This window comes from Streptomyces sp. NPDC001415 (assembly GCF_053597395.1).
Genome location: NZ_JBSFIE010000010.1, coordinates 122240 through 144125 on the forward strand (window position 1 = coordinate 122240; position 21886 = coordinate 144125).

Annotated in this window: 15 protein-coding genes; 3 read left to right on the top strand and 12 right to left on the bottom strand. The window is 72.3% G+C overall.

What is annotated here, in order from left to right; translation table 11 throughout:
• Positions 1-198: 198 nt before the first annotated feature.
• Positions 199-1491 (top strand): PspC domain-containing protein, encoded by a 1293-nt coding sequence (locus ACWC2B_RS16215; protein WP_450717097.1) that lies wholly within the window; start codon positions 199-201, stop codon positions 1489-1491.
• Complete coding sequence (locus ACWC2B_RS16220; RefSeq protein ID WP_450717098.1) at positions 1478-1744, top strand: hypothetical protein; 267 nt, start codon at positions 1478-1480, stop codon at positions 1742-1744. The genes ACWC2B_RS16215 and ACWC2B_RS16220 overlap by 14 nt, the downstream gene beginning before the upstream one ends.
• Here ACWC2B_RS16220 and ACWC2B_RS16225 read toward each other — a convergent pair.
• The 4 genes from ACWC2B_RS16225 to guaA form a co-directional block, all read right to left on the bottom strand.
• Entirely contained in the window at positions 1648-2166 is a 519-nt protein-coding gene (locus ACWC2B_RS16225; RefSeq protein WP_450717099.1) for a DoxX family protein, read from the bottom strand. The two genes, ACWC2B_RS16220 and ACWC2B_RS16225, sit on opposite strands and share 97 nt — an antisense overlap.
• A 106-nt stretch (positions 2167-2272) precedes the next feature.
• Positions 2273-3517 carry a hypothetical protein gene (locus tag ACWC2B_RS16230; RefSeq protein ID WP_450717100.1) on the bottom strand — a complete coding sequence of 415 codons (1245 nt, stop codon included), beginning with the start codon at positions 3515-3517 and terminating at the stop codon, positions 2273-2275.
• Positions 3518-3638: 121 nt separating this feature from the next.
• Positions 3639-4427 (bottom strand): class II aldolase/adducin family protein, encoded by a 789-nt coding sequence (locus ACWC2B_RS16235; protein WP_450717101.1) that lies wholly within the window; start codon positions 4425-4427, stop codon positions 3639-3641.
• A 120-nt stretch (positions 4428-4547) separates the two neighbouring features.
• Complete coding sequence (gene guaA, locus ACWC2B_RS16240; protein WP_450717102.1) at positions 4548-6137, bottom strand: glutamine-hydrolyzing GMP synthase; 1590 nt, start codon at positions 6135-6137, stop codon at positions 4548-4550.
• 331 nt (positions 6138-6468) lie between these two features.
• Between guaA and ACWC2B_RS16245 the strand changes: the two genes are divergently transcribed.
• Positions 6469-6756: a chorismate mutase gene (locus ACWC2B_RS16245; protein WP_450717103.1), complete on the top strand. Its 288-nt coding sequence runs from the start codon at positions 6469-6471 to the stop codon at positions 6754-6756.
• Between the two features lie 542 nt (positions 6757-7298).
• Here the strand turns inward: ACWC2B_RS16245 and ACWC2B_RS16250 are convergent.
• The 8 genes from ACWC2B_RS16250 to ACWC2B_RS16285 all read right to left on the bottom strand — a co-directional run bounded on the left by ACWC2B_RS16250 (position 7299) and on the right by ACWC2B_RS16285 (position 21805).
• The gene (locus ACWC2B_RS16250; RefSeq protein WP_450717104.1) at positions 7299-8531 is read right to left on the bottom strand and encodes a hypothetical protein; all 1233 of its coding nucleotides are present in this window, start codon (positions 8529-8531) and stop codon (positions 7299-7301) included.
• Between the two features lie 47 nt (positions 8532-8578).
• Positions 8579-9769, bottom strand: a complete 1191-nt coding sequence (locus ACWC2B_RS16255; protein WP_450717105.1) for a hypothetical protein — start codon at positions 9767-9769, stop codon at positions 8579-8581.
• A 283-nt stretch (positions 9770-10052) separates the two neighbouring features.
• Complete coding sequence (locus ACWC2B_RS16260) at positions 10053-11864, bottom strand: GMC oxidoreductase (RefSeq protein WP_450717106.1); 1812 nt, start codon at positions 11862-11864, stop codon at positions 10053-10055.
• A 42-nt stretch (positions 11865-11906) separates the two neighbouring features.
• Positions 11907-13535 (bottom strand): succinic semialdehyde dehydrogenase, encoded by a 1629-nt coding sequence (locus tag ACWC2B_RS16265; RefSeq protein ID WP_450717107.1) that lies wholly within the window; start codon positions 13533-13535, stop codon positions 11907-11909.
• 136 nt (positions 13536-13671) lie between these two features.
• A complete protein-coding gene (locus ACWC2B_RS16270) occupies positions 13672-15303 on the bottom strand; it encodes a serine/threonine-protein kinase (protein WP_450717108.1) in 1632 nt (543 codons plus the stop codon).
• A 90-nt stretch (positions 15304-15393) separates the two neighbouring features.
• Positions 15394-16908, bottom strand: coding sequence for a serine/threonine-protein kinase (locus ACWC2B_RS16275; protein ID WP_450717209.1), 1515 nt, complete (start codon positions 16906-16908; stop codon positions 15394-15396).
• 204 nt (positions 16909-17112) lie between these two features.
• A complete protein-coding gene (locus tag ACWC2B_RS16280) occupies positions 17113-18771 on the bottom strand; it encodes a serine/threonine-protein kinase (protein ID WP_450717109.1) in 1659 nt (552 codons plus the stop codon).
• Positions 18772-18973: 202 nt separating this feature from the next.
• Positions 18974-21805 (bottom strand): protein kinase, encoded by a 2832-nt coding sequence (locus tag ACWC2B_RS16285; RefSeq protein WP_450717110.1) that lies wholly within the window; start codon positions 21803-21805, stop codon positions 18974-18976.
• Between the last annotated feature and the right edge of the window lie 81 nt (positions 21806-21886).

Genomic DNA, 21886 nt, shown 5'->3' on the forward strand with positions numbered 1-21886 from the left:
ACACGGCCACGGGCCCGCGGGCATCAGGGTTGGCCCCCAGGCTTCCCTGAGGGAAACCCCCTCGCACGGGGGAGGGCCACCTCCCCTGCGAGGGGCGCCTTCGAGGGTGCCGCTCTCTGCCCCTTCGGGGACGAAATCAGGGTGAGGCCAGGGTCGGGGCGGGTGCCGTGTGTCGCGCGGGCCCGTCACCATGTACGTATGAGCACGCCGACCGAGACGCCCCTCGCGCCGCCCGATCCGGCCCCCGAGGCCCCGCAGCTGCGCCGCAGCAGCCGCAACAAGGTCATCGGCGGAGTCTGCGGGGGCCTCGGCCGGTACTGCGACCTCGACCCGGTGATCTTCCGGATCGCGCTCGGCGTGCTGTCCGTGACCGGCGGCCTCGGCCTGGTCTTCTACGGGTTCGCCTGGCTGATCGTGCCGCTGGAGGGCGAGGACGAGAACGAGGCGCGGCGGCTGCTCACGGGCCGCGTCGAGGGCGCGGCGCTGGTGGCCGTGCTGATGGCCCTGGCGGGCTGCGGAATCTTCCTCACCATGCTGAAGAACGGCTCGGTGATGACGTTCGCCGTGCTGCTCGCGCTGCTCCTCGCGGGCGCCGCCGTCTGGTCGCAGCGCCGCTCCACGACGCCCGCCGACACCCCGCTCGACCCGGTCGCGGCCCAGGCCGTCGCGGACGCGCCGCCCGAGACGAAGGCGCCGCCCGCGCCGGCCCCGCCGTCCTGGTGGCGGGACCCGATCGTCAAGGACGGCACCACCGGGCCGGTCCCGGGCGGCTATCTGTGGGGCCCGCCGGGCGCGGACGCGCCCCCGGTCTCCAAGGCCACCCGCAAGGCCGCGAACGCGGCGGTACGGGCGAGCCGGGGGCCGCGTCCCATCGGCGGGCTGATCTTCCTCACGGCGCTGCTCGCCTTCGGCGCGGGGCTCGGCGGCTCGTGGGACCACCAGCCGCTCGGCACCGGCCTGCAGATCGGGTTCGCGGCCGCGCTCGGGGTGTTCGCGCTCGGCCTGATGCTCAGCTCGTTCCTGGGCCGTACGGGGTTCGGCACTGTGTTCCTCGCGGTGCTCACGGCGGGCCTGCTCGCCGGGTCCGCGGCGCTGCCCAAGTCGATCGACTCGCACTGGGCACGGACCGGCTGGACGCCCGCCGCGATCAGCGACGTACGGCCGGACTACCACCTCGGCAGCGGCGTCGGCACCCTCGACCTGAGCCGGATCGCCGTGCCGCCGGGGCAGACCCTGACGACCGGCGCGGAGGTCGGCGCGGGCAGGGCGAGGGTCGTCGTACCGAAGGACGTGACAGTGAAGGTGACCTTCGACATGGGACTCGGCGACATCCGGCTGCCCGGCGAGAAGCCGGACGACATCCAGGTCACACCGGGCCAGAAGCGGACCGCGACGCTTGCGCCGCCCGTCGGCGCCAAGCCGGCCGGGACGCTCGAACTCCATCTCAAGGTCGGCGTCGGCCAGGCGGAGGTGGACCGTGCTGCGTCATGAGTTCCGCCCCGGCCGGCTCGTCGCCGGGCTCGCGCTGGCCGCCACCGCCGTCCTGTTCGCGGGGGACGCGGCCGGGCAGTGGAACACCCCCTCACCGGTGGCGATCCCGCTGGTCTGCGGCGGTCTCGGGATCGCCTCGCTCGTGAGCTGGATCGACTACGGGGTGCGCAAGCGGCGCCGGTTGGCGAGGAGCGCGTCGGCGGACAGCAGGGGCGTCCCGGCCAGTACGAGCGGCAGCCAGGCCATCAAGTAGGCCAGGTCGTTGCCGTAGTAGTACGGGTTGGTCTGCCAGCTCACCGTGAGCCACAGGGAGAGCGAGATGAGCGCGCCGCCCAGTGCGGCGAGCCGTCCGAACAGGCCGATCAGGGTGCCGATGCCGACGGCCAGCTCGCCGAACGCGATGGCGTACCCGAACCCCGCGGGGCTCTTCAGGGCGAGGTCCACGAGGGCGGGGATCGCGGAGCTGTCCCGCACGCCGCGCATCAGCTCGCCGATGGATCCGGTGCCGGTCGCGTGGAAGAACGCGCTGTCCGTGAGCTTGTCGAGGCCGGCGTAGATGAAGGTCACGCCGAGGAAGATCCTCAGCGGCACCAGTGCGTACGTGCGGGCCGTGGCCTGCCAACCCCGAGCCTGGTCCACCCCGGTCCGCACCCTGGTCGCGTGTCCATGTGCCATGGCTGATCCCGCCTCCATCCCATTCGCCTGTCACCAGACGATACGGACGGGGGGAACGGGTGTCTCATTCCCGCCCCGGGCAATGGGCGGGTGGCGGGCGGGCCCCCTACTCGGACACCTCCACCAGCACCGCGTTCGTCTCCGCCCCCGCCGCCGTCACCACCCGAACCTCCACGAGACCCGCCTCCACGTCCACCGGCACCGGCACGGTGAGCACCCCGTCGGTCGGGTTCGCGAAGCCGCCGGGGACGGGGATGAGGGGGACGTGGACGTAGACGGCCCCGATGCGGACCACCATCCGCGCGAGCCGGTCCGGCGTGCCCGCGCCCGGCGGTACGAACCCCGCGCCGCGGATCTCGATGTCCTCCCCGGTGCGGATGGGCGCGTCCAGGTCGCCGGCCTCCCGGGCCCGTACGACGGAGAGCACCACCGGACGGCCCCCCTCCGCGTGCTTCCCCGCGAAGTACGTCACGGCGGAGATGATGACCAGGAGCGCCAACCCCCATGGCAGGTCCGGGAGTTGGTCCGGTCGGCGGGCCAGTCGTACCGCCGCGAACAGCACCGCGGCCAGCGTCACCACCACGTACTGGGTGTCCGGGAAACTGCCCCGCCCCGCGTCGTCGGCGAACAGGTCGACCCCGCGCGGCCGGTCGGCGCGTACCTTCTGCAGCCGCTGCCCGTACACACGTACCGTCACGACGCGGCTGACCACCACCGCGATCAGCGAGGTGAGGAACAGAGCCGTCAACAGCCCGCCGCAGCGGGCGAGTTCGAGACCGCGTATGACCTTCTCGCGGTCGGCCGGGTCGGACGCCGCGGCCAGGCGCAGCGCGAGGAGCAGAGCCGCGAAGACCGCGAACAGGATCCAGGCCGCCGCGACCGTCCGCGAGGTGGAGAGCCGGTTGTCCTCGCCGAGTACGGGTGCGAGGAGGCCGCCGCGTGCGCGGTGGAAGTACGCCGCCGCCGTCAGCAGGGCCGCCGCCACGAGCGCGGACAGGAGCCCGGCGGTGCGGACCGCCGTCCAGCCCGCGCCGATGGCCGTCGCCGACTCGGCGAGACAGAGGGCGAACACCGCGCCCCACACCGTCGCCAGCGTGCCGCGCCACACCCGCTCGGGCCAGGCCCGGCCCGCTTCCCGGCCGTGTTCGGCGACCACCCGCGCGGACTGGGTGAGCTCGTCCGAGACCCACTGGCGGGACGCCACGGCGGAGTGGGCGAGGGCGGCGGGCAGCCCCTCGCCCGCGGCGAGCCCGTCCCGCTTGGCGAGGAACTCCGCCACCGCACGCCGGTGCCCGTCCCGCGCGCCGTGCGCGCAGTCACCTCCGCATTGCCGAGCCTCCTGCACCGCCACCGGGAACTCCGTCCTCGCGTCAAACCCCTTGAACCGTCAGGGAATTGTCGCGCACCAAAACCGCCCGGCGGTCGGCTATGCCTGGCTGGGCGGGTGATTGACGCACCATCAAATTGACGTACTACGACAGGAGTTCGGGCTCGTCGCGGCTGATCTGGCGCCACAGCGGCTGGTAGTTGATCCACGCCACGAGATCACTGCCGAGCTGGTCCCGGGTCGCCACCGCGTCCCGCCGGTCGATGAGCACGGGCTTGCCGGCCGCCCGCGCCGCGAGCTGCACGCGCGCGCACCGCTCCATCGAGATGAACCACCAGGCCGCCGCGTCCACCGAGTCCCCGACGGTGAGCAGCCCGTGGTTGCGAAGGACGACCGCCTTGTACGAGGCGAGCGCCGCCGCGATCCGCCGGCCCTCCTCGGCGTCGACGATCACCCCGGTGTAGGCGTCGTACACCGCGTGGTCTTCGAAGAACGCGCAGGCTTCCTGCGTGTACGGCTCGACGAACTCGCCCAGGGCCGCGAGCGCCCGTCCGTGCGTCGAGTGGGTGTGGACGACGGCGACCGCGTCGGGGCGGGCCCGGTGCACCTCGGCGTGCACGGTGAACGCGGCCTGGTTGACGTGGTGGCTGCCCTGCACGACCTGCCCGTCCCCGTTGGCCAGGACCAGCTCGCCCGCGGTGACGTGCGCGAACGGCACGCCGAAGGGGTTGACCCAGTAGCAGTCCGCCCACTCCGGGTCCCGCGCGGTGACATGGCCCGACACGCCGTCCTCGTATCCGAACCGGGCGAAGAGTCTCAGCGCCCCCGCGAGCCGCTCCTTGCGGTGCTGCCGCTCCTCGGCGGGGCTCTCGTGCACGGGCGGCAGATCGAACCGCAGCTGGTCCACCGGTATCGGCTGGGGCATCTCAGTCATGGCCGGAAGCTACCTCGCGTTACCGCAGGTGAACAGAGTCCTGCGGGAGTCCGCCCACAACGACGACGGCGCCGCCCCTGGTGCGGGGCGGCGCCGTCGGTTTCGCTGAGCGAGTGGGGACTACTCCCACTCGATGGTGCCCGGCGGCTTGCTCGTCACGTCGAGGACGACGCGGTTGACGTCGGCGACCTCGTTGGTGATGCGGGTCGAGATCCTCGCGAGCACGTCGTACGGCATCCGCGTCCAGTCCGCCGTCATGGCGTCCTCGGAGGAGACCGGGCGCAGCACGATCGGGTGGCCGTAGGTGCGGCCGTCGCCCTGGACGCCCACCGAGCGCACGTCGGCGAGCAGCACGACCGGGCACTGCCAGATCTCGCGGTCGAGGCCGGCCGCGGTCAGCTCCTCGCGGGCGATGGCGTCGGCCTCGCGCAGCAGGTCGAGGCGGTCCTTGGTGACCTCGCCGACGATGCGGATGCCGAGGCCGGGGCCGGGGAACGGCTGGCGCTGGACGATCTCGTCCGGCAGGCCGAGCTCCTGGCCGACCATGCGGACCTCGTCCTTGAACAGCTTGCGCAGCGGCTCGACGAGCTCGAACTCGATGTCGTCGGGCAGGCCGCCCACGTTGTGGTGCGACTTGATGTTCGCGGTGCCGGTGCCGCCGCCGGACTCCACGACGTCCGGGTACAGCGTGCCCTGCACGAGGAAGGCGACCTCGGGACCGTCCTCCTGGAGGATCTCCAGCTGCGCCTGCTCGAAGACGCGGATGAACTCGCGGCCGATGATCTTCCGCTTGGTCTCCGGGTCGGAGACCCCGGCGAGCGCGGTGAGGAAGCGCTCCTGCGCGTCGACGACCTTCAGCTGGACGCCGGTGGCGGCCACGAAGTCCTTCTCGACCTGCTCGGTCTCGCCCTTGCGCATCAGGCCGTGGTCGACGTACACGCAGGTCAGCTGCGAGCCGATGGCCTTCTGTACGAGGGCCGCGGCGACCGCGGAGTCCACGCCGCCGGACAGGCCGCAGATCGCGCGCTTGGTGCCGACCTGCTCGCGGATGAGGGCGACCTGCTCCTCGACGACGTTGTGCGTCGTCCAGGTCGGCTCGATGCCCGCGCCGCGGTAGAGGAAGTGCTCCAGGATCTGCTGGCCGTGCGTGGAGTGCAGCACCTCGGGGTGGTACTGGACGCCGTACAGCTTCTTCTCGTCGTTCTCGAAGGCGGCCACCGGGACGACGTCCGTGGAGGCCGTCACCGTGAAGCCCTCGGGGGCGGCGGAGCAGGCGTCGCCGTGCGACATCCACACCGACTGCTCGGCCGGGGTGCCCTCGAAGAGGGTGGAGCCGAGCTTGGAGACGGTCAGCGGGGTGCGGCCGTACTCGCGGGCGCCGTTGTCGTCGACCGTGCCGCCCAGCGTCGTCGCCATCAGCTGGAAGCCGTAGCACATGCCGAAGACCGGCACCCCGGCCTCGAAGATCGCGCGGTCCAGGCGCGGGGCCCCCTCGGCGTACACGGAGGACGGGCCGCCGGAGAGGATGATCGCCTTCGGGTTCTTGGCCAGCATCTCGGCCACGGGCATGCTGCTCGGGACGATCTCGCTGTAGACCCGGGCCTCGCGGACGCGGCGGGCGATGAGCTGGGCGTACTGCGCGCCGAAGTCGACAACCAGGACGACGTCCGGGTTGCTGTCGGGCGCGGCTGCGGAGGGTGCTGCTGGCACGGGAGGCGGCCTTCCGGCGGTGGGAGGGGGTCGGTATTTGTCGATTCTACCGGGGCGCACGGGTCCGGGTTCGTCTCACCATCCGAACCCGGATTGCCCCGCGCTCGGGGCGTCGGTCCATACTGTGCGCATGCGCAAGCACCAGACCTTCGTCTTTACCTATGGCATCCGGCCCGCCGGACGCCATGGTCGTGCTGCTTGAGCAACTGACGAGCAACTTCCACTGAGCGCCCCGGGCCGACAAGGTCCGGGGCGCTCAGTTGGTTTCCGGTCCTTGCCGACCCGGGGCGCCGCACCGAATTCCGACCCCATCGAATTCCGAGGAGCCCTCATGAGCATGTCCGTCACCGAGAAGACCGGCGCCCGCACCGACGAGGCCGCGGCCGTGATCACCGGCGCGCGCGAGCGCATCGACGCGCTGGACGACCACATCATCGGCCTCATCCAGGAACGCATGGCCGTCTCGGCCGTCATCCAGGAGTCCCGCATCGCCTCCGGCGGCCGCCGGGTCAACCTGAACCGCGAGATGGAGGTCCTGGCCCGCTTCCGCGACGCCCTGGGCAAGCCCGGCACCGCCCTCGCGATGACGATGCTGGAGCTGTGCCGGGGCCGCATCTGAGTTCGGGCGCTCCTCACCCGTACGGCGCCGTGACCGCCCCCGGCCCGGCTTCGTTGGTGGGGTGTCCGTGCCAGCCAGGGGCGGGCCCGAAAAAACCACGCGTGGCTCCGCTGGGGCGTGTGACGCACCTGCAAGTGCGTCGTGGGACCTCGCCCCGGTGTGCGTGACCGGGCGGCAGGGGACAGCAGCCCGGTCACCCCATAAGGTCGGCCGGTTCCGGGGACGCCCGGGGCCGGCCGCATCCGGTCGAAACGGTTGCGCCGGGCGCGGCCCGTCCAGCACGATGCAATGACAAGTCCCGTAATCCGCACCCCCGTTGCCAATGGTCGACACCACTCGCGCGCCTCGCACGCGCCGGGTCGGCCACCCTGGCGCACACAGTCCAGCGGCGCACCCCCCGGCGCCGCCCCGCGGCACCGACGCAGCCCTGACGTCGGTGCTGACGGCCCAGGGCCCCGCCGGCCACCCGTACGCATCCGCTGTACGGGGTGGCTGCGGGGCCCTTCGCTCGGTCGGCCTTCGCTTGGTCGGCCTTCGTTGGATCAGCGGGACAGGACGTAGCAGGTCGCGGCGTGCTGCGAATCCCGCTTCCAGTTGTCCTCGCTGGGCCAGACGTACCAGAACGCCCCCTCGTGGACGTTCTCGTCGGCCCACGCGGAAGGCGCGTTGCGGAAGGCCGTCGTGCACTCCGCGTCCGCCTGCTTCTTCACCGCCGCGCTGCCGGGGTAGCCGCCGTCCTGAAGCCCGGGGCGGGCGAGGATGCGGCCGTCGTGCGCGTGCCCGCAGTCGGCCTTGACCACGAGGCTCCTGTCCGTCAGCCCCGTACCGAAGTCGACGCAGGCCCCGGCCTTGGCCCCCTGGAGGTGGACGATGGCATCGGCCGCCGGGACGACCTTGTCCGCGGCCGGCACGGCGCCGTACGCCGAGCTGCCGTAGCCCTCAAGCGTCAGCTTGATGCGCAGACCCTGCACCCCGGCGATCTCACTTTGCTCACCCTTGGCGACGGCCGCCGACACATCGGTCTCGGCGGAGGTGATCCGGCCGTCCCGGTCCACGGTCATGGTGAAGGGGTAGCGCGCTGTGGTGCCGGCCTCGGCGAGCCCGCCGTCGGGAACAACGCCCCTCAGGAGCACAGTGACCGAGCGTCCGACCAGCACGGTCCGGTAGCGGCGGCCGCCGTCCGGCAGCGCCTCCTCCTTGGCCTCGCCGGTGGCCGCGAGGATTTCCAGCAGCGTGCCGTTGAACGGTGCCTGGTTGCCGCGCCAGGCGTTGGCGGCAAGCGCCGCGTATCCGTACGGGTCGCCGGTCAGAGGGGTGGTTCCGGTGTAACGGAGCCAGTAATCCGCCGTCGCCGAGCGGTAGTTGACGTTCTGGCGGTCGATGACCAGCCGGGCCGCCTGGTCGGTCCTGCGGCGATGCCGGTCGACATTGCCCAGCGCCTTCGCCGCCCCTTCCGGGAACCCCTCCCCCACGGTCCAGCCCAGCGAGCCGTCCGCGCGGCCGCCCTCGAAGTCCAGCTTGCCGGTGGTTTTCAGGACCGCGTCGGCGCCCTTCGCCGAGAAGGTGACGGTCTGGGTGAACGTCGCGTTCTTCGCCGCCTTGGTCTGGCCGAGCGCCGCGTACGGGCGGGCGTCCAGGGGCCTGGAGAAGACCGGGTGGGTGGACGAGGCGCTGGGGGCCGCCGGTTTCGCGGCGGGGGCGGACGGGCCGCAGGCGGCAAGGAGCAGCGCTCCTGACGCCGCCGCGACACCGGCCAGTGCGGTACGGGTTCTCATGTCAACTCTCCATGTCTGCAAGGGAGTTAGGGAGAAATCGGCAGGGCTTACGTGCGGCTGACCAGGCCGCAGCCCTCCGGACGGTCCGGCTTCAGCTCCCTGCTGCGGTCGTACGGGTCGATGGGAGAGCCGCTCGGGCTGGGGCCCGAAGGGGTCTCGTCGGCGAAATCGGGGTACAGATAGCCGTCGTAGAGCGCGCACCGCGAGTTGGAGATGTCCACGTCGTACCTGACGATCCTGAGCTTCCCCGCGGTGGACGTCATGACGGCCGGGTCGGAGACCTGGACGTCGAGGATCCGGCGCACGATGGTGCGGGCCACCTCTTCCGAGCCCGGCGCCGCCTTCACCACCGGGTAGACGAAGGTGTAGTCGGCGTGCACGACGACCCCGCTCTTGGCGTCCTTGTCGAACGTCATCCGGCCGCGGGTCTTGACCACGTCCCCGACGAGCTTGATCTTCTCGGGGTCGAAGCGGCTGAAGAAGTTCAGCGGGTCGTGCTCCTTGTCCGGCTTGACCAGGGCGGTGGTGAGGTCGCCGAGGAGGTCCTTCTGCAGCGGGTCGATGAGACCCAGCGCCTTTTCGGGGCGGCCGCCGTGCAGCGTCGCCGGGTTCAGGTCGGCGTCGATCAGGAGGTCGCGGGTGCGGGTCAGGGCCGCGGCCACCTGCTCCTTGGAGAGTCCGCCCAGGGCGGTGGCCTCGGGCAGTTCGATACCGGCGGCGCCGTCCGCGTACCGCGCCGCGGGCGAGCCGCGGAACGGCTCCTTCAGGGTGGGGTGGTCGGGGTCGGAGAAGGAAGGGGCGGCCGTGGGCGCGGCGGTCTCCGGCGGGAGCTGGGCCGTCGCCGTGCCGCTGGAGCTGTCGTCGCCGGTGATCAGTGACAGCGCGCGGGACGGGTTCAGCGCGACCAGGAGGACGCCCGCGGCGGCGAGGACGCCGAGCACGCCCCGGACGCGGCGCCTGCGCCCGGCCCGCCCGTCCATCTCCTGCCAGGCGGGCCCGGTCCGCCAGCCCTCGGGCTGGGCCGGGCGCTTTCTGCCCTTGCGTCCGCGGGCGGCGGCCTCGGCGGCCTCCTGCTCCTTGCGCAGCCGCTCGGTCACCATCCGGGCCCGCGCCGAGGGCTCCTTCGGCGCGGACTTCCTGATGTCCCGCTCGGTGTCGCGGACGAACTGCTCCCAGATCTCGTCCGGCAGCGAGTCGTCGCCCGACGGCCCCTTCGAGATCGGCGGCTTCTCGCTCACTTCTGATGGCCCCTCTTGACATGTCCGGTGCGGCACACGCCGCGGCAGCGGTTCGACATGCGGAGCCGCGCGAAGGTTGCCGCGAGGGAGAGGTGGCGTGGATCACATAAGGATTTCGTGAAGGCAGGACAACCATTCACAGGAGCCACGGGTCATGCATGCGGAACCAACAGCCTCGCCCGTGTTCTGTTCACGTCGGCGGGGCTCCACCAGGTCTCCGCACACGCGAGAGGCGCTGCACTCGGAGGGGGGTGCAGCGCCTCTTGTCGTGTCCGGGCCGGGGTTACGCGTGCGGCTTCGGCGGCACCGCCGGCATCCCCAGGAACGGCAGCTTCAGGGCGCCGAACGCCTCCGCCGGGACCGCCGGGGACTTCGGCTCGATCGGGGCGAGCCGCACATAGGCCGCACCCTGTGCGGGACGCGGGTCCTCCTCGCCCTTGTTCGGCCACAGCGACATCGCGCGCTCGGCCTGTGCGGTGATCGTCAGGGACGGGTTCACGCCCAGGTTCGCCGAGATGGCCGCGCCGTCGACGACCGAGATGCCGGGGTGCCCGTACAGCCGGTGGTACGGGTCGATCACGCCGGTCTCGGGTGAGTCGCCGATCGGGCAGCCGCCCAGGAAGTGCGCGGTGAGCGGGGTGCCCATGAGCTCGCCGACGTTCGAACCGGCGAAGCCGTTGATCTCCGCGGCGATCGCCGTCGCCCCCTCGGTGGCCGCCCGGATCTGCTTGGGGTTGGGCGCGCCGTGGCCCTGCTCGGCGGTCAGCAGTCCCTTGCCGACGCCGTCCGGCTTGAGATGGGTGGTGAGCGAATTGTCGAGTGACTGCATGACCAGGCCGATGATCGTTCGCTCGGACCAGCGGTGGTTGCTGATCGAACGTGCGAGGAGCAGGGGGTGCTTCGCCGCGTTGCCGAGCCAGTTGCGCACCCGGTTGACCCCGTACGGCACCTGGAGGATCGACATGCTGCCCATCGCGTTCGAGCCCTTGCCGTAGCGGACCGGCTCGATGTGGGTGTTCTCGTCCGGGTGGATCGAGGAGGTGATGGCGACGCCCCGCGTGAAGTCGACCCTGGGCGCGCCGTGCTGTTTGCGGTAGCGGCGGCTTGTGGTCTGCGCGCCGACGAGCGCCTCGGAGTTGGTCCGGGTCAGCTCGCCCAACTTCTTGGAGATGTACGGGAGTTGGCGGCCCGCCTTCATGCGGTGCAGCAGGGTCTGGGTGCCGTAGGTGCCGGCGGCGATGACGACGTGGCGGGCGGTGAAGAGCCGGCCCGCGGAGTTCTTGCGGTCGGTCGGCAGGGTGGCGACGGCGTGGCCGCCGCGCGAGTCGCCGGTCACCGAGACGACGGTCGTCATGGGGTGGACGACCGCACCGGCCTTCTCGGCGAGGTACAGGTAGTTCTCGTTGAGGGTGTTCTTCGCGCCGTGCCGGCAGCCCGTCATGCACTCGCCGCACTCGGTGCACGCCTTGCGGGAAGGCCCGGCCCCGCCGAAGTACGGATCGTCAACTGCCGTCCCCGGCTTGACTTTTGACGTACCGTCGGCGTCCTGACCGTCGCCGAAGAAGACGCCGACCGGCGCCATGTGGAACGTGTCACCGACCCCCATGCGCTGTGCCGCCGCCTTGAGGTGGACGTCGGAGGGCGTCATCGTCGGGTTGAGCCGGACCCCGAGCATGCGCCGCGCCTGGTCGTAGTACGGCGCCAGCTCGTCCTGCCAGTCGGTGATGTCCTTCCACTGCGGGTCGTCGAAGAACTGCTTCGGCGGCACGTAGAGGGTGTTGGCGTAGTTGAGGGAGCCGCCGCCGACTCCGGCGCCGCCGAGCACCATCACGTTGCCCAGCAGGTGGATGCGCTGGATGCCGTACAGGCCGAGCTTCGGCGCCCACAGGTAGTTCTTGATGTCCCAGGAGTTCTTGGGGAGCGTGGCCGGGGTGAAGCGGCGGCCCGCCTCCAGGACGCCGACCCGGTAGCCCTTCTCGGTGAGCCTCAGCGCCGTCACCGAGCCGCCGAAGCCCGAGCCGACCACGACGACGTCGTAGTCGTAGTCGTCCCCGCCGTCCTTGTCCGGTTTCTGGGCTGGGGGTACCTGGGACATGGCTCTCCTCGTGCACAGGGGCGGACTGGTCTTCGATGGGAGCTAGCGCAGACGCAGGGCCTTCATCGCCTTCAGGCTGCGGCTCATGAAGGCCGCGTACTTCTCGTCGTCCATGCCGAAGGAAGGGGCAAGCGGCAGGATGCGCTGCTGGGCGATGGTCTGGGCCTCGGTGTACTTGAGGATGCCCTCGGAGCCGTGCCGGCGGCCGAGCCCGGAGTCCTTCATGCCGCCCATCGGCGACTGGACGCTGCCGTACGCGGGCGCGTACCCCTCGTTGATGTTGACCGTGCCGGTGCTCAGCCTGGCCGCCACGGCGTGGCCGCGGCGCGAATCCTTCGTCCACACCGAGGAGTTGAGGCCGTACGGCGTGCCGTTGGCCTGCTCGATGACCTCGTCCTCGTCCTTGAAGCGGTAGATCGAGACGACCGGGCCGAAGGTCTCCTCGGTGCACACCGCCATGGGAGCCTCGACGCCGTCCAGGATCGTGGGCTCGTAGAAGAGCGGGCCGATGTCGGGGCGGGCGACGCCGCCCGCGACGAGCTTGGCGCCCTTGGCGACGGCCTCCTCGACGTGCCGGGTGACGGTCTCCAGCTGGCGCTCGCCGACGAGGGAGCCCATGTCCGCTCCGTACGCGAGTGATCGACCGAGCCGCATCGCCTTCGTACGTGCGGCGAATCGATCGACGAAGGCGTCGGCGATCGATTCGTGAACGTACAGTCGCTCGATCGAGATGCAGAGCTGTCCGGCGGAGGAGAAGCAGGCGCGGACGGCGCCCGCGGCCGCCTTCTCCACATCGGCGTCGTGGAGGACGAGCATGGCGTTCTTGCCGCCCAACTCCAGGGACACGCCCACGAGTCGGGCCGCCGCGCCCTGGGCGACCTCGCGGCCGGTACGGGTCGAGCCGGTGAAGGAGACGTAGTCGGCGTGCTTGACGACCTCGGGGCCGACGACCGGCCCCTCCCCCAGGACGACCTGGAAGACCTCGGCCGGAAGGCCCGCCTCGATCAGCAGGTCGCGCGCCCACAGGGCGGTCAGCGCGGTCTCGGTGTCGGGCTTCATCACGACGGCGTTGCCGGAGACGAACGCGGGCAGCGCGTCGCCCACCGACAGTTCGAGCGGGTAGTTCCAGGGCGCGATCTGGCCGACGACCCCGCGCGGCTGGCGCAGCTCGGTGACCTTGGTCAGGGTGGGCACGACTCCCGTGTGCCGCTTGGGCTTGAGGTACGACGGGGCCTTACGGCCGTAGTGCCGGGCGGCGACCGCGACGGCCTGCACCTCTTCGTGCGCGTGCAGGCGCGCCTTGCCGGTCTCCAGCTGGATCAGGTCAAGCACCTCGGCCTGGCGGGCGAGGACCAGGTCGTGGAAGCGGAGCAGCACGGCGGCGCGGGCGCGGACCGGCGTCGCGGCCCAGGCGGGCTGCGCCTCGCGGGCGCGCGCGAAGGCCTCGGCGACGTCCTCGGGGGTGGACTCGGGCAGGTCGGCCAGCTTCTCCCCGGTGAACGGGGTGTGGTTGGCGGTCCGTCCGGAGCCGGCCACGCCCCGGGTGAGCTGGGCGACCAGCTGGCCCGTGACCACATCGGCCGCGGTGCGCGCGCCTGCTGGGGCCGGGGCGACCGGGTTGGTTCCGGCGGTCTTGAGCGTGGTCGTGGGCGAGGCCTGCGAGTCCGTCATGGGGCGAGCGTATGCCCGGCGGACCACTTTCGGTACCCGTCGGTAACGGGTTTTCGGACCCCCGGTAACCCCGCCAGCGATCGCTGGCTGCATAAGTGCTGATCAGCGACTTACGGCCACCGGAGGCCCGCAGGACTTACAGGTCGTGGATCTTCAGACCGTCCGCGACCTGAGCGAACAGCTTCTCGCCGTCCTTCTCCGCCTGGCCCGCGGCCGGCATCGACACCCGCAGCCGCCAGTAGACGGTGCCCTTCCCGGGGACGAGCAGCTCGTGGTAGCGGTAGCGGGTCGGATTGGCGTCGGAGGAGGCCGAGTTCGGGGTGTAGTCGGTGACGATGTCGTACGCCGTCCGGCCCTGGTGCCGGACGGTGGTGGTGGTCACCTTGCCGTTCGTGAACTCGGTGCCGTTCTTGCCGCCCTTCTCGTAGTACGTCTTCCACGCCCCGGGGTCGCCGGGCAGCGTGTTGTGGGTCTTGTCGGTGGCCGGGTCGAGCCGGTCGGCGTAGACCTGGAAGACGGCGCTCGGGTCCTTGTAGGTGACGTTGTCGCCGTCGGTGCCCTGGGTGCGCGCGTAGTCGTCGGGGACCGTGACGTCCGCGTGCAGCACCTCGTTCTCGGGCCTGACCTGCCACCCCTCGGGCAGGCCGCCCCCGCCGAACGGATTGACCAGGAGCAGCACGAGGGCGACCGCGGCCGCCAACACCCCGCCACCGAGGCCGAGTTGAGCCCCCCGGTTGCCGGCGAGGACCGGCGGCACCCAGCGGTTCCCGCCGGTGGGCGCCCCCTCGCCCGCGTACAGCCGGGTCGCCGCGAGCGGGGCCGGGGCCGGGTTCGCGGCCGGCTCAAGCGTCGCCCGGATCTCGGCGGCGCTCGGCCTGGCCGCCGGGTCCTTGCGCAGGAGCTGCATGACGAGGGTGCCGAACGCCCCGGAGCCCCGGGCGGGCATCTGCGGTTCGGCGGAGAGCACGGCCTGGAGGGTGGCCGGGGTGTTGCTGCGGCGGTAGGGGGACATGCCCTCGACGGCCGCGTACAGGACGACGCCGAGCGACCAGAGGTCCGACTCGGGTCCTGGCCGCCGGCCCAACACCCGTTCCGGGGCGATGAACTCGGGCGAGCCGACGAACGCGCCGGTCTCGGTCAGGCCCTGCTCGCCCTCGACCTGGGCTATGCCGAAGTCGGTGAGCACGACCCGGTCGCCGCGCCCGAGCAGCACGTTGTCCGGCTTCACGTCACGGTGCAGGACGCCCGCCTCGTGCGCCGCCGCGAGCGCGCCGAGCACCGCGAGGCCGATCCTGGCCGCCTCGCGGACGTCGAGGGTGCCCTCCTGGAGCCGGTCGGCGAGCGACTGGCCGCGCACCAGCTCCATGACGATCCAGGGCTTGCCGTCCTCCATGACGACGTCGTGCACGGTGACCACGCAGGGGTGGTCGATGCGGGCGGCGGCGCGGGCCTCGCGCTGCATGCGCAGATGGACGGTGGCCCGCTCGCGCTCGCCCAAGTGGTCGGGCACGCGGGGTTCCTTGACCGCGACGTCCCGGTCGACGACCTCGTCGCGGGCCCGCCAGACCGTGCCCATGCCGCCGTGTCCGAGCCGCGAGACGAGCCGGTAGCGGCCGCCGAGGAGCCGCCCTGTGCCGTCGGCCGGTTGCTGCCGCGTCGGTTCGTAAGTCGTCGGCTCGTACGCCGACTGCTGCGGTACCGGAGCGGGCTCCGGGGGCCGCAGGCCGTAGCTGGTGGGCTCGTTCGCCCGTCCCCCATCGTTGGTCATGTCCACATCCTGACGAACGACGGCGGACCGTGCCACATCGGGCCGTGTGCGGATGCACAGCCGTGACAGAAGCACGCGGGAGCGGGTGGCTCAGGGTCCGGGGAAGAAGGAGTCGAGCGCGGTGTCGAAGGCGCGCTTCGCCTCGTCGAGCCGGCCGACCGGCGCCGACACCCACACGTCGTACATCCGCCCGAAGTCGTCCCAGCACTCGTCGTAGGTGTGCCGGGCGCCCTCGGCCGTGGTGAAGCCGTTCCAGGTGAACTCCCACAGCGCCGCGTCGCGCCCGTGATGGGTGGTCGCGGTGACCTTGCCGTCGCGGTAACCGGGGTTGGTGGAGGGCCCGTTGGCGGCCGCGAGCTTCATGACGCCGAGCGGCCCGCCGGACACCGCGTTCTGCGTGCGGATGCCGATCCGGACGGCGCCGTCCGGGGACTTGTAGAACACGCGCTGCTCGTCGGTGGTACGGACGTAGCCCTCGGGCAGTACGAGCGTGAAGCCGTTCGGGTCGCGGACGGGGCGGAATCCGTCGGGCAGCGGCGGCGGGGCCTGCCGCGGGGGTGGCGGGGGAGGCGGGGGCGGTCGCCTGGAGTCGTCCGGCGGGGCCGCGCCGGTGCTCGGCGCGGACTGCTCCACCGAGGTGCGGCCGCCTCCCGCGTCGAGCGCGAGGACCGCGACGGCCGCGCCCGCCCCGGCGAGCACGATCACCAGGGCGGCTCCCACCAGCACGCTCCGCGCCTGCCAGGGCCGTGCGACGGGCGAGGGCGATGTGACGGGTGTGGCGGGGAGTTCGGGGGCCGGGGGCACCGGCTGGTCGACGTGCTCGGTCGGCACGTAGCGCGGTCTGGGGGTGCTGCCCGTCGCGGCGAACGTACGGAGCAGTGACTCCGCCTCCACCGCGCCGAGCCGGTGGGCGGGGTCGCGCTCCAGGAGGCCGTGGACGACGGGGAGCAGCGGGCCCGCGGCGCGGGGCGGGCGGATCTCGTCGAGGACGACGGCGTGCAGGACCCCGCCCAACGAGTCGCGATGGAAGGGGGATTCGCCGCTCAGGGCCGCGCAGAGCAGGGCGCCGAGGGACCACAGGTCCGACTCGGGCCCCGCGTTCGCGCCCTGCATCCGCTCGGGCGCGGTGTATTCGGGCGAGCCGACGAACGCGCCCTCCTCGCTGATCGTCGAGGTGCCCGGCACCTGCGCGATGCCGAAGTCGGTGAGCACGACGCGTCCGCTGTCCTCCTCGATGAGGACGTTGGCGGGCTTGAGGTCACGGTGCAGCACGCCCCGGGCGTGCGCCGTGGTGAGCGCGCCGAGGAGCGCGACCCCGATGCGCGCGGCCTCCTGGACCCCGACGGGCCCGGCGGAGGCGAGCCGGTCGGCGAGCGAGCCGCCGTCGACGAGCTCCATCACGATGTACGAACGGCCGCCCCCGCCTTCGGCGTCGGCCTCCTCGACGACGTCGTGGACGACGATGACGTGGGGGTGTTTGATCTGGGCGACCGCACGGGCCTCACGCAGCGCGGCGGTGGCGGGCGCGCCGCCCTCGGGGTGCAGTTCCTTGACGGCGACCTGGCGGCCGAGCAGTTCGTCCTGAGCACGCCAGACCGTGCCCATCCCGCCCCGGCCGAGCCGCCCCCCTAGGCGGTAACGCCCGGCTACCAGACGGGAGTTGGGGCGCTGGTCCTGGGGTTCTTTCGGATCCTGCTCCGCTGTGGGCACCCGGGTTCCCCCTCGATCTCCCCGCACAATGTGCAGTGCCCATCATGCCGCACCCCGGGCGGGCTCCGACGGCGTTCGCCGCAGGTGGGAGCAGCCCGGTCAGCCGCCGTTGGCGGAGGTGGGCTGCCAGCCCTGGAGCACCGTGTCGAACTGCTGGCGGGTGGTCGCCCAGTCCTCGTCGGGGCCCGACATGTAGATGGCGTACTCGGGCTTGCCCCCGTCGCCGTAATACATCTGGTCGATGGCGTGCCGCTTGCCGGGGAAGTCCTGCTTCTCGAAGTAGGTGAACTCCCAGAGGGACGACTTCACCTGGTCCCGGAAGGTGTTGCTGTGCAGGGTGAGCCGCTTGTACTGCAGCCGCTCCTTCAGCGTCTTCTCCAGGTTGAGCATGTGCATGTACGGGTTCTCGAAGTCGGGCACCTTGTCGATGCTGATCCGGATGCGGTGCTTGCCGTTGTCCGGTGTGTAGTCGATCTCGGTGCCGTCCATCTGCCGCTTCCAGCCGTTGGGCACGAGCAGGCTGAAGCCGGCCTGGTCCTTGACCCGCTGCCAGCCGGCGGGCACCGACTGGTCGCCGCCGCCCGGCTTGTTGCCGGCCTCGGGGGTGGTGGGTGCGCCGGAGGTCCCCGAGCTGCCGCCGCCCGAACTGTCCTTGTTCTCCTGGTACTTCAGGTACGCGAACCCGGTGCCCACACCGACGACCGCGGCCAGCGCGACCACCAGGGCCACGGTCCGCCAGCGCCGCCGGCGTGGCGCGGGCCGGGTGCCGGGCTGCGCGGCGGGCCGGTCCGGGGACGGGCGCGGGGTCCGGTCGAGTTGGGTGGGCCCGGTCCGGGAGGTGGCGGCCGAGCGCATTTCCCGCTCGGAGAGCCGGCGGGTCGGCGCATAGGCCTGGGCGGACTCGGAGGGACCTCCCTCCATCGCGTCGAGGAACATCCGCTCGGCCTCCTCGACCGAGGGGCGCTCCTCCGGCTGCTTGCGGAGCAGCGCGACGATCACGGGGGCCAGCGCTCCGGCCCGGTCGGGCGCCGGGGGTTCGTCCTCCACCACGGCCTGCATGGTGGAGATCGGCGAGTCCCGGCGGAACGGCGACTCGCCCTGGACGGCGGCGTACAGGGTGGCGCCGAGCGACCACAGGTCGGAGGCGGGGCCGGGGTGGGCGCCCTGGACCCGCTCGGGCGCCAGGTAGTCGATCGAGCCGACGAGTTCGCCGGTCCTGGTGATGGTGACATCGCCCTCGATGGCGGCGATCCCGAAGTCGGTGAGCAGCACCCGCCCGTCGCTGGCGAGCAGTACGTTGCCGGGCTTCACGTCCCGGTGCAGGACGCCGGCCGCGTGGGCCGCGCGCAGCGCGCCGAGGACGTGCAGCCCGATGCGGGCGGCCTCGCGGGCGTCGATGCGGTTGCCGTCGGCGGCCTTGACGGCGTCGGCGAGCGAGGGCCCGTCGACGTACTGCATGACGATCCAGGGCCGGTTGTCGTGGTCGAGGACGTCATGGACGGTGACCACGCCGGGGTGGGTGATGCGGGCGGCGGCGCGGGCTTCCTTCTGGGTGCGCGCGTGCAGGATCGCCCGGTCGGCCTCGGCCACGTAGAGAGCGGCGGTGAGTTCTTTGACGGCGACGGTGCGGTGCAGGACCTCGTCGTGGGCGCGCCAGACCTTGCCCATGCCGCCGCGGCCTATCGCGTCGCCGAGCCGATAGCGCCCGGCGAGCAGCAGCCCCGCGCCGGAGCCGTTCGTGCTGTGAGTGTTTTCCACGTCCCCCGCCCGACCAGACCTTTCCTACGAGGTCAGATTACGGAGCGGAATCCGGCCAGGGAACCTCGGGGCACCCAACCGTGACCATACGGAACGTTGGTCCCGCGGTGATCGGGTCTTTCGGCCTTGTTCCGGGACGCACAAAACCGCCGAATCCCGTGCGCGCGGGGCGATTTCGGAGACTGCGCAGCGTGACCAGATGTCAGCGGGTGGCCTTGTAGGCGCCGGTGGCCTGCCCGAAGATCTCCGTCACCTTGTCACGCTGCGCCTCCGGACCGATGACCTGAACCACGTGATATCGGCCATTGACGATCATGGCGAGATTGCGCACATAGACCTGGCGGCCGTTGCTGTCGCGCCAGGTGAACTGCCCCTCGGCCATGGACCGCTGTCCCACGTCGATGCGTCGCAGACCACTGGAGGTGGACCAGCTGGAGTCCCGGAAGGGCTGGAGTTCGTGCTCCTTGTCGGCCTGGTAGGCCAGCGGATCCGAGCCGTTGTCCTTCACGGAGTCCCGCCCCGGAACGACGATCAGCGTGAAGTCACCTCCGACATAACGGACTTGCCCGGCATCATTCACGGGCTGCCGCTGCCAGCTCTTGTCGACGCCGACCTGGAATCCTTCCGCGTCCTTGCGTACGGCGTAACCGGCGGCCGGGGTGGCGCTGGGCCCGCCCGGCCCGGTGGTCTGCGTCTGCTGCGAGGGCGGCGTGCCGCCGGGCACGGGCACCTGCGAGCCGCTGCCTGGCTGCGAACCGGAGCTCTGCTGCCCGCTCGCGCGGGGCGGCGTGTCGCTGCCCGTGTTCTGCGCGGAGCCCGACCGGGGCATGAACAGCACGGCGTACGCGATCGCTGCGGCAAGCAGCACCAGGATGAGCAGAAGCAGCAGCCGGCCGAGCGATCTCGGTCTCCTGCTCCGCGGCGGCGCGGCCTGGCGGTGACGGTGGCGGCCGTGTTCGGCGGGCGGCGCGACGGGCACGGGGGCGGCGCCGCGCCGTCTGCGCCGTACGAGTTCGCCCCGGCGGCGCAGGATGGGGAGCCGTTTGGCGTCGGGCACGATCAGCGGGGCGATCCGGGTGCCCGCGTCCGGCTCGGGTGCGGACCGCACCAGCGAGCGCAGCCAGCCGCGCAGCTCCTCGAACTCCGGCCGCTCGGTGGGGTCCTGGCGCAGCAGTGATTCGACGACGGGCCGCAGCGGCCCGCACTCCTCGGCGAAGGCGGGCGGCTCCCCGCACACCATCTGGACGAGCTCCGCCGCGCTCTCCTCCGGGTAGGGGGCATGGCCCTGCACCGCGCGGAACAGCAGGGCGCCGAGTGCCCAGAGGTCGGTGGCAGGGCCGATCGGCGGGGCGAGCCGCCAGTTCTCGTGCACGGACCCGGCCTGCTCGGGCGCCCACCGCTCGGTGACCGCCCCCACGACGGCCATCCGGGTGTGCCGGGCCCGCTCGGCGGCGAGCCGGTTGGCGGGGCCGCGGTAGGGGGCGTCGGCCGAAACGGGGCTCGGCAGGTGCGCTCGCTCCTTGACCGGGACGGGCAGGGGGGCGCTGGGATGCGGCCGGCGCTGCGAGTCGGCCCGGAAGGCATCGGCCCGGAACCCCGGGGGCAGGGCGGGGGTTCTGGGGGCTGGAGTGGCGGTGGGAGTGGAGACGGGGGCGGGGGTGACCGACGTGCGTGCCGTGGTGCCTGAACTGCCTTGTGCATTACGGGAGTTGGGATTCACGGCGTTCGGGCTCCGGCCACCTGGATTCAGGGCATCCGGGTTCCGGGCATCCGAGTTCTGGGCCTCGGCTGCCTGGCGCAGGGTGGGGCGGGGCACCCAGCGCCCGGTCACCGGGTCGTACTGGCGGCGGGTGCGGCCGGAGTCGGGGCCGTGGTCCTCGGCGTACGGGCTGGCGGGGGCGCTGCTCGGGACCCGCACACCGCGTACGGGGTCGTACATGCCCTGGTCGCCGGGGGCGTCCGGCGAGACCCAGCTCCCTTCGAGCCCGGCCTGGCGGGCCTGTTCGGAGGGGGGCGGGCCCTCCGGGGCGGGGCGCTGCACCGGAAGATCCGCCCCGGTGCGCGCCGCGGCCCGGGCGCCCGCACGGTACGCGGCGATCACCCCGGGGCGCGCGGGACGCGGCTCGGGCCCGCCCTCTGAAGTGCCGCTCGGCGCGCCCGCGTTGAGGCCGGCCGAAGGCTCGGGCGGTGGTGTCTCGCCGGAGCCGGAGCCGGAGCCGGGGCCATCGGATTGGGATGTCGTGGCCGGTGGTGCTTCGTCGTCAGCTCCATGGGACGTCATGGCCGGGGCCGCTTCGCCGAACCCGTCGCCGTCCGGCGGGAGCGGCACGGGGGCGTAGCCGCACAGCGCGTCCTCGGCGGCCCCGGCCGCGAGGCCGGTCAGCACGACCCTGCCGTCGTCGCATATCAGCACCGTACGGGCGGTGATGTTGCGGTGCGTCCAGCCGTGTGCGTGCAGCACCGCGAGCGCGGTCAGCACGTCGGAGGCGACCTCCGCCGCGCGGAAAGGGTTCAGCGGGCGCTCGGCGAGCAGCGTCGACAGCGGGCGCGCGGCGACCAGTTCGCTGACGATCCACAGCGAACCGTCCTGCGCGAACACGTCGAAGACCTGGTCGAGGCGGGGATGGTCGGGGATCTGCGCGGCCGCCTGGGCCGCCTCGACAGCCCGGCGCACGGCGGGATCGGCGGGCCGCCGGGTGGTCCGCCCATATCCGGGCGCGGCACCGTACCCGCTCCCGCTCCCGCGCATATACGCGTCGGGTGTCCCGTACGCGTCAGGGCTCCCGTATAGGTCGGGCGTGCCGTATCCGTCGTCGTCACCGTCGCCGTCGTCGAGCACTTCGGCGTCGACGACTTCGGGCAACGGGACCTGCCGGACCAGGACTTCCTGGCCGCTGTACGTGTCGAAGGCGCGCGTCTCGACGAGTTCGTAGGTGTCGTCGGGGGGCAGCGGCAGCCGATACCGGTCGGCGAGCACCCGACCCGCGTAGTCGTCCACGACGCCTCCCCACAGCGCGCTGTTCCCCCGGACCACGGACCTCACTCCCGCCGCAACCCGTCAATTCCGGTCGTTTACCGGCCCATTGTGGCTGCGTACGGTCCGCGAGCTCTCACG

What these genes read in the sequence shown, in the direction of transcription:
- ACWC2B_RS16215 (WP_450717097.1), top strand. Translation starts at nt 199, where the DNA reads ATGAGCACGCCGACCGAGACGCCCCTCGCGCCGCCCGATCCGGCCCCC.
- ACWC2B_RS16225 (WP_450717099.1), bottom strand. Translation starts at nt 2,166, where the DNA reads ATGGCACATGGACACGCGACCAGGGTGCGGACCGGGGTGGACCAGGCT.
- ACWC2B_RS16235 (WP_450717101.1), bottom strand. Translation starts at nt 4,427, where the DNA reads ATGACTGAGATGCCCCAGCCGATACCGGTGGACCAGCTGCGGTTCGAT.
- ACWC2B_RS16245 (WP_450717103.1), top strand. Translation starts at nt 6,469, where the DNA reads ATGAGCATGTCCGTCACCGAGAAGACCGGCGCCCGCACCGACGAGGCC.
- ACWC2B_RS16250 (WP_450717104.1), bottom strand. Translation starts at nt 8,531, where the DNA reads ATGAGAACCCGTACCGCACTGGCCGGTGTCGCGGCGGCGTCAGGAGCG.
- ACWC2B_RS16260 (WP_450717106.1), bottom strand. Translation starts at nt 11,864, where the DNA reads ATGTCCCAGGTACCCCCAGCCCAGAAACCGGACAAGGACGGCGGGGAC.
- ACWC2B_RS16265 (WP_450717107.1), bottom strand. Translation starts at nt 13,535, where the DNA reads ATGACGGACTCGCAGGCCTCGCCCACGACCACGCTCAAGACCGCCGGA.
- ACWC2B_RS16270 (WP_450717108.1), bottom strand. Translation starts at nt 15,303, where the DNA reads ATGACCAACGATGGGGGACGGGCGAACGAGCCCACCAGCTACGGCCTG.
- ACWC2B_RS16275 (WP_450717209.1), bottom strand. Translation starts at nt 16,908, where the DNA reads ATGGGCACGGTCTGGCGTGCTCAGGACGAACTGCTCGGCCGCCAGGTC.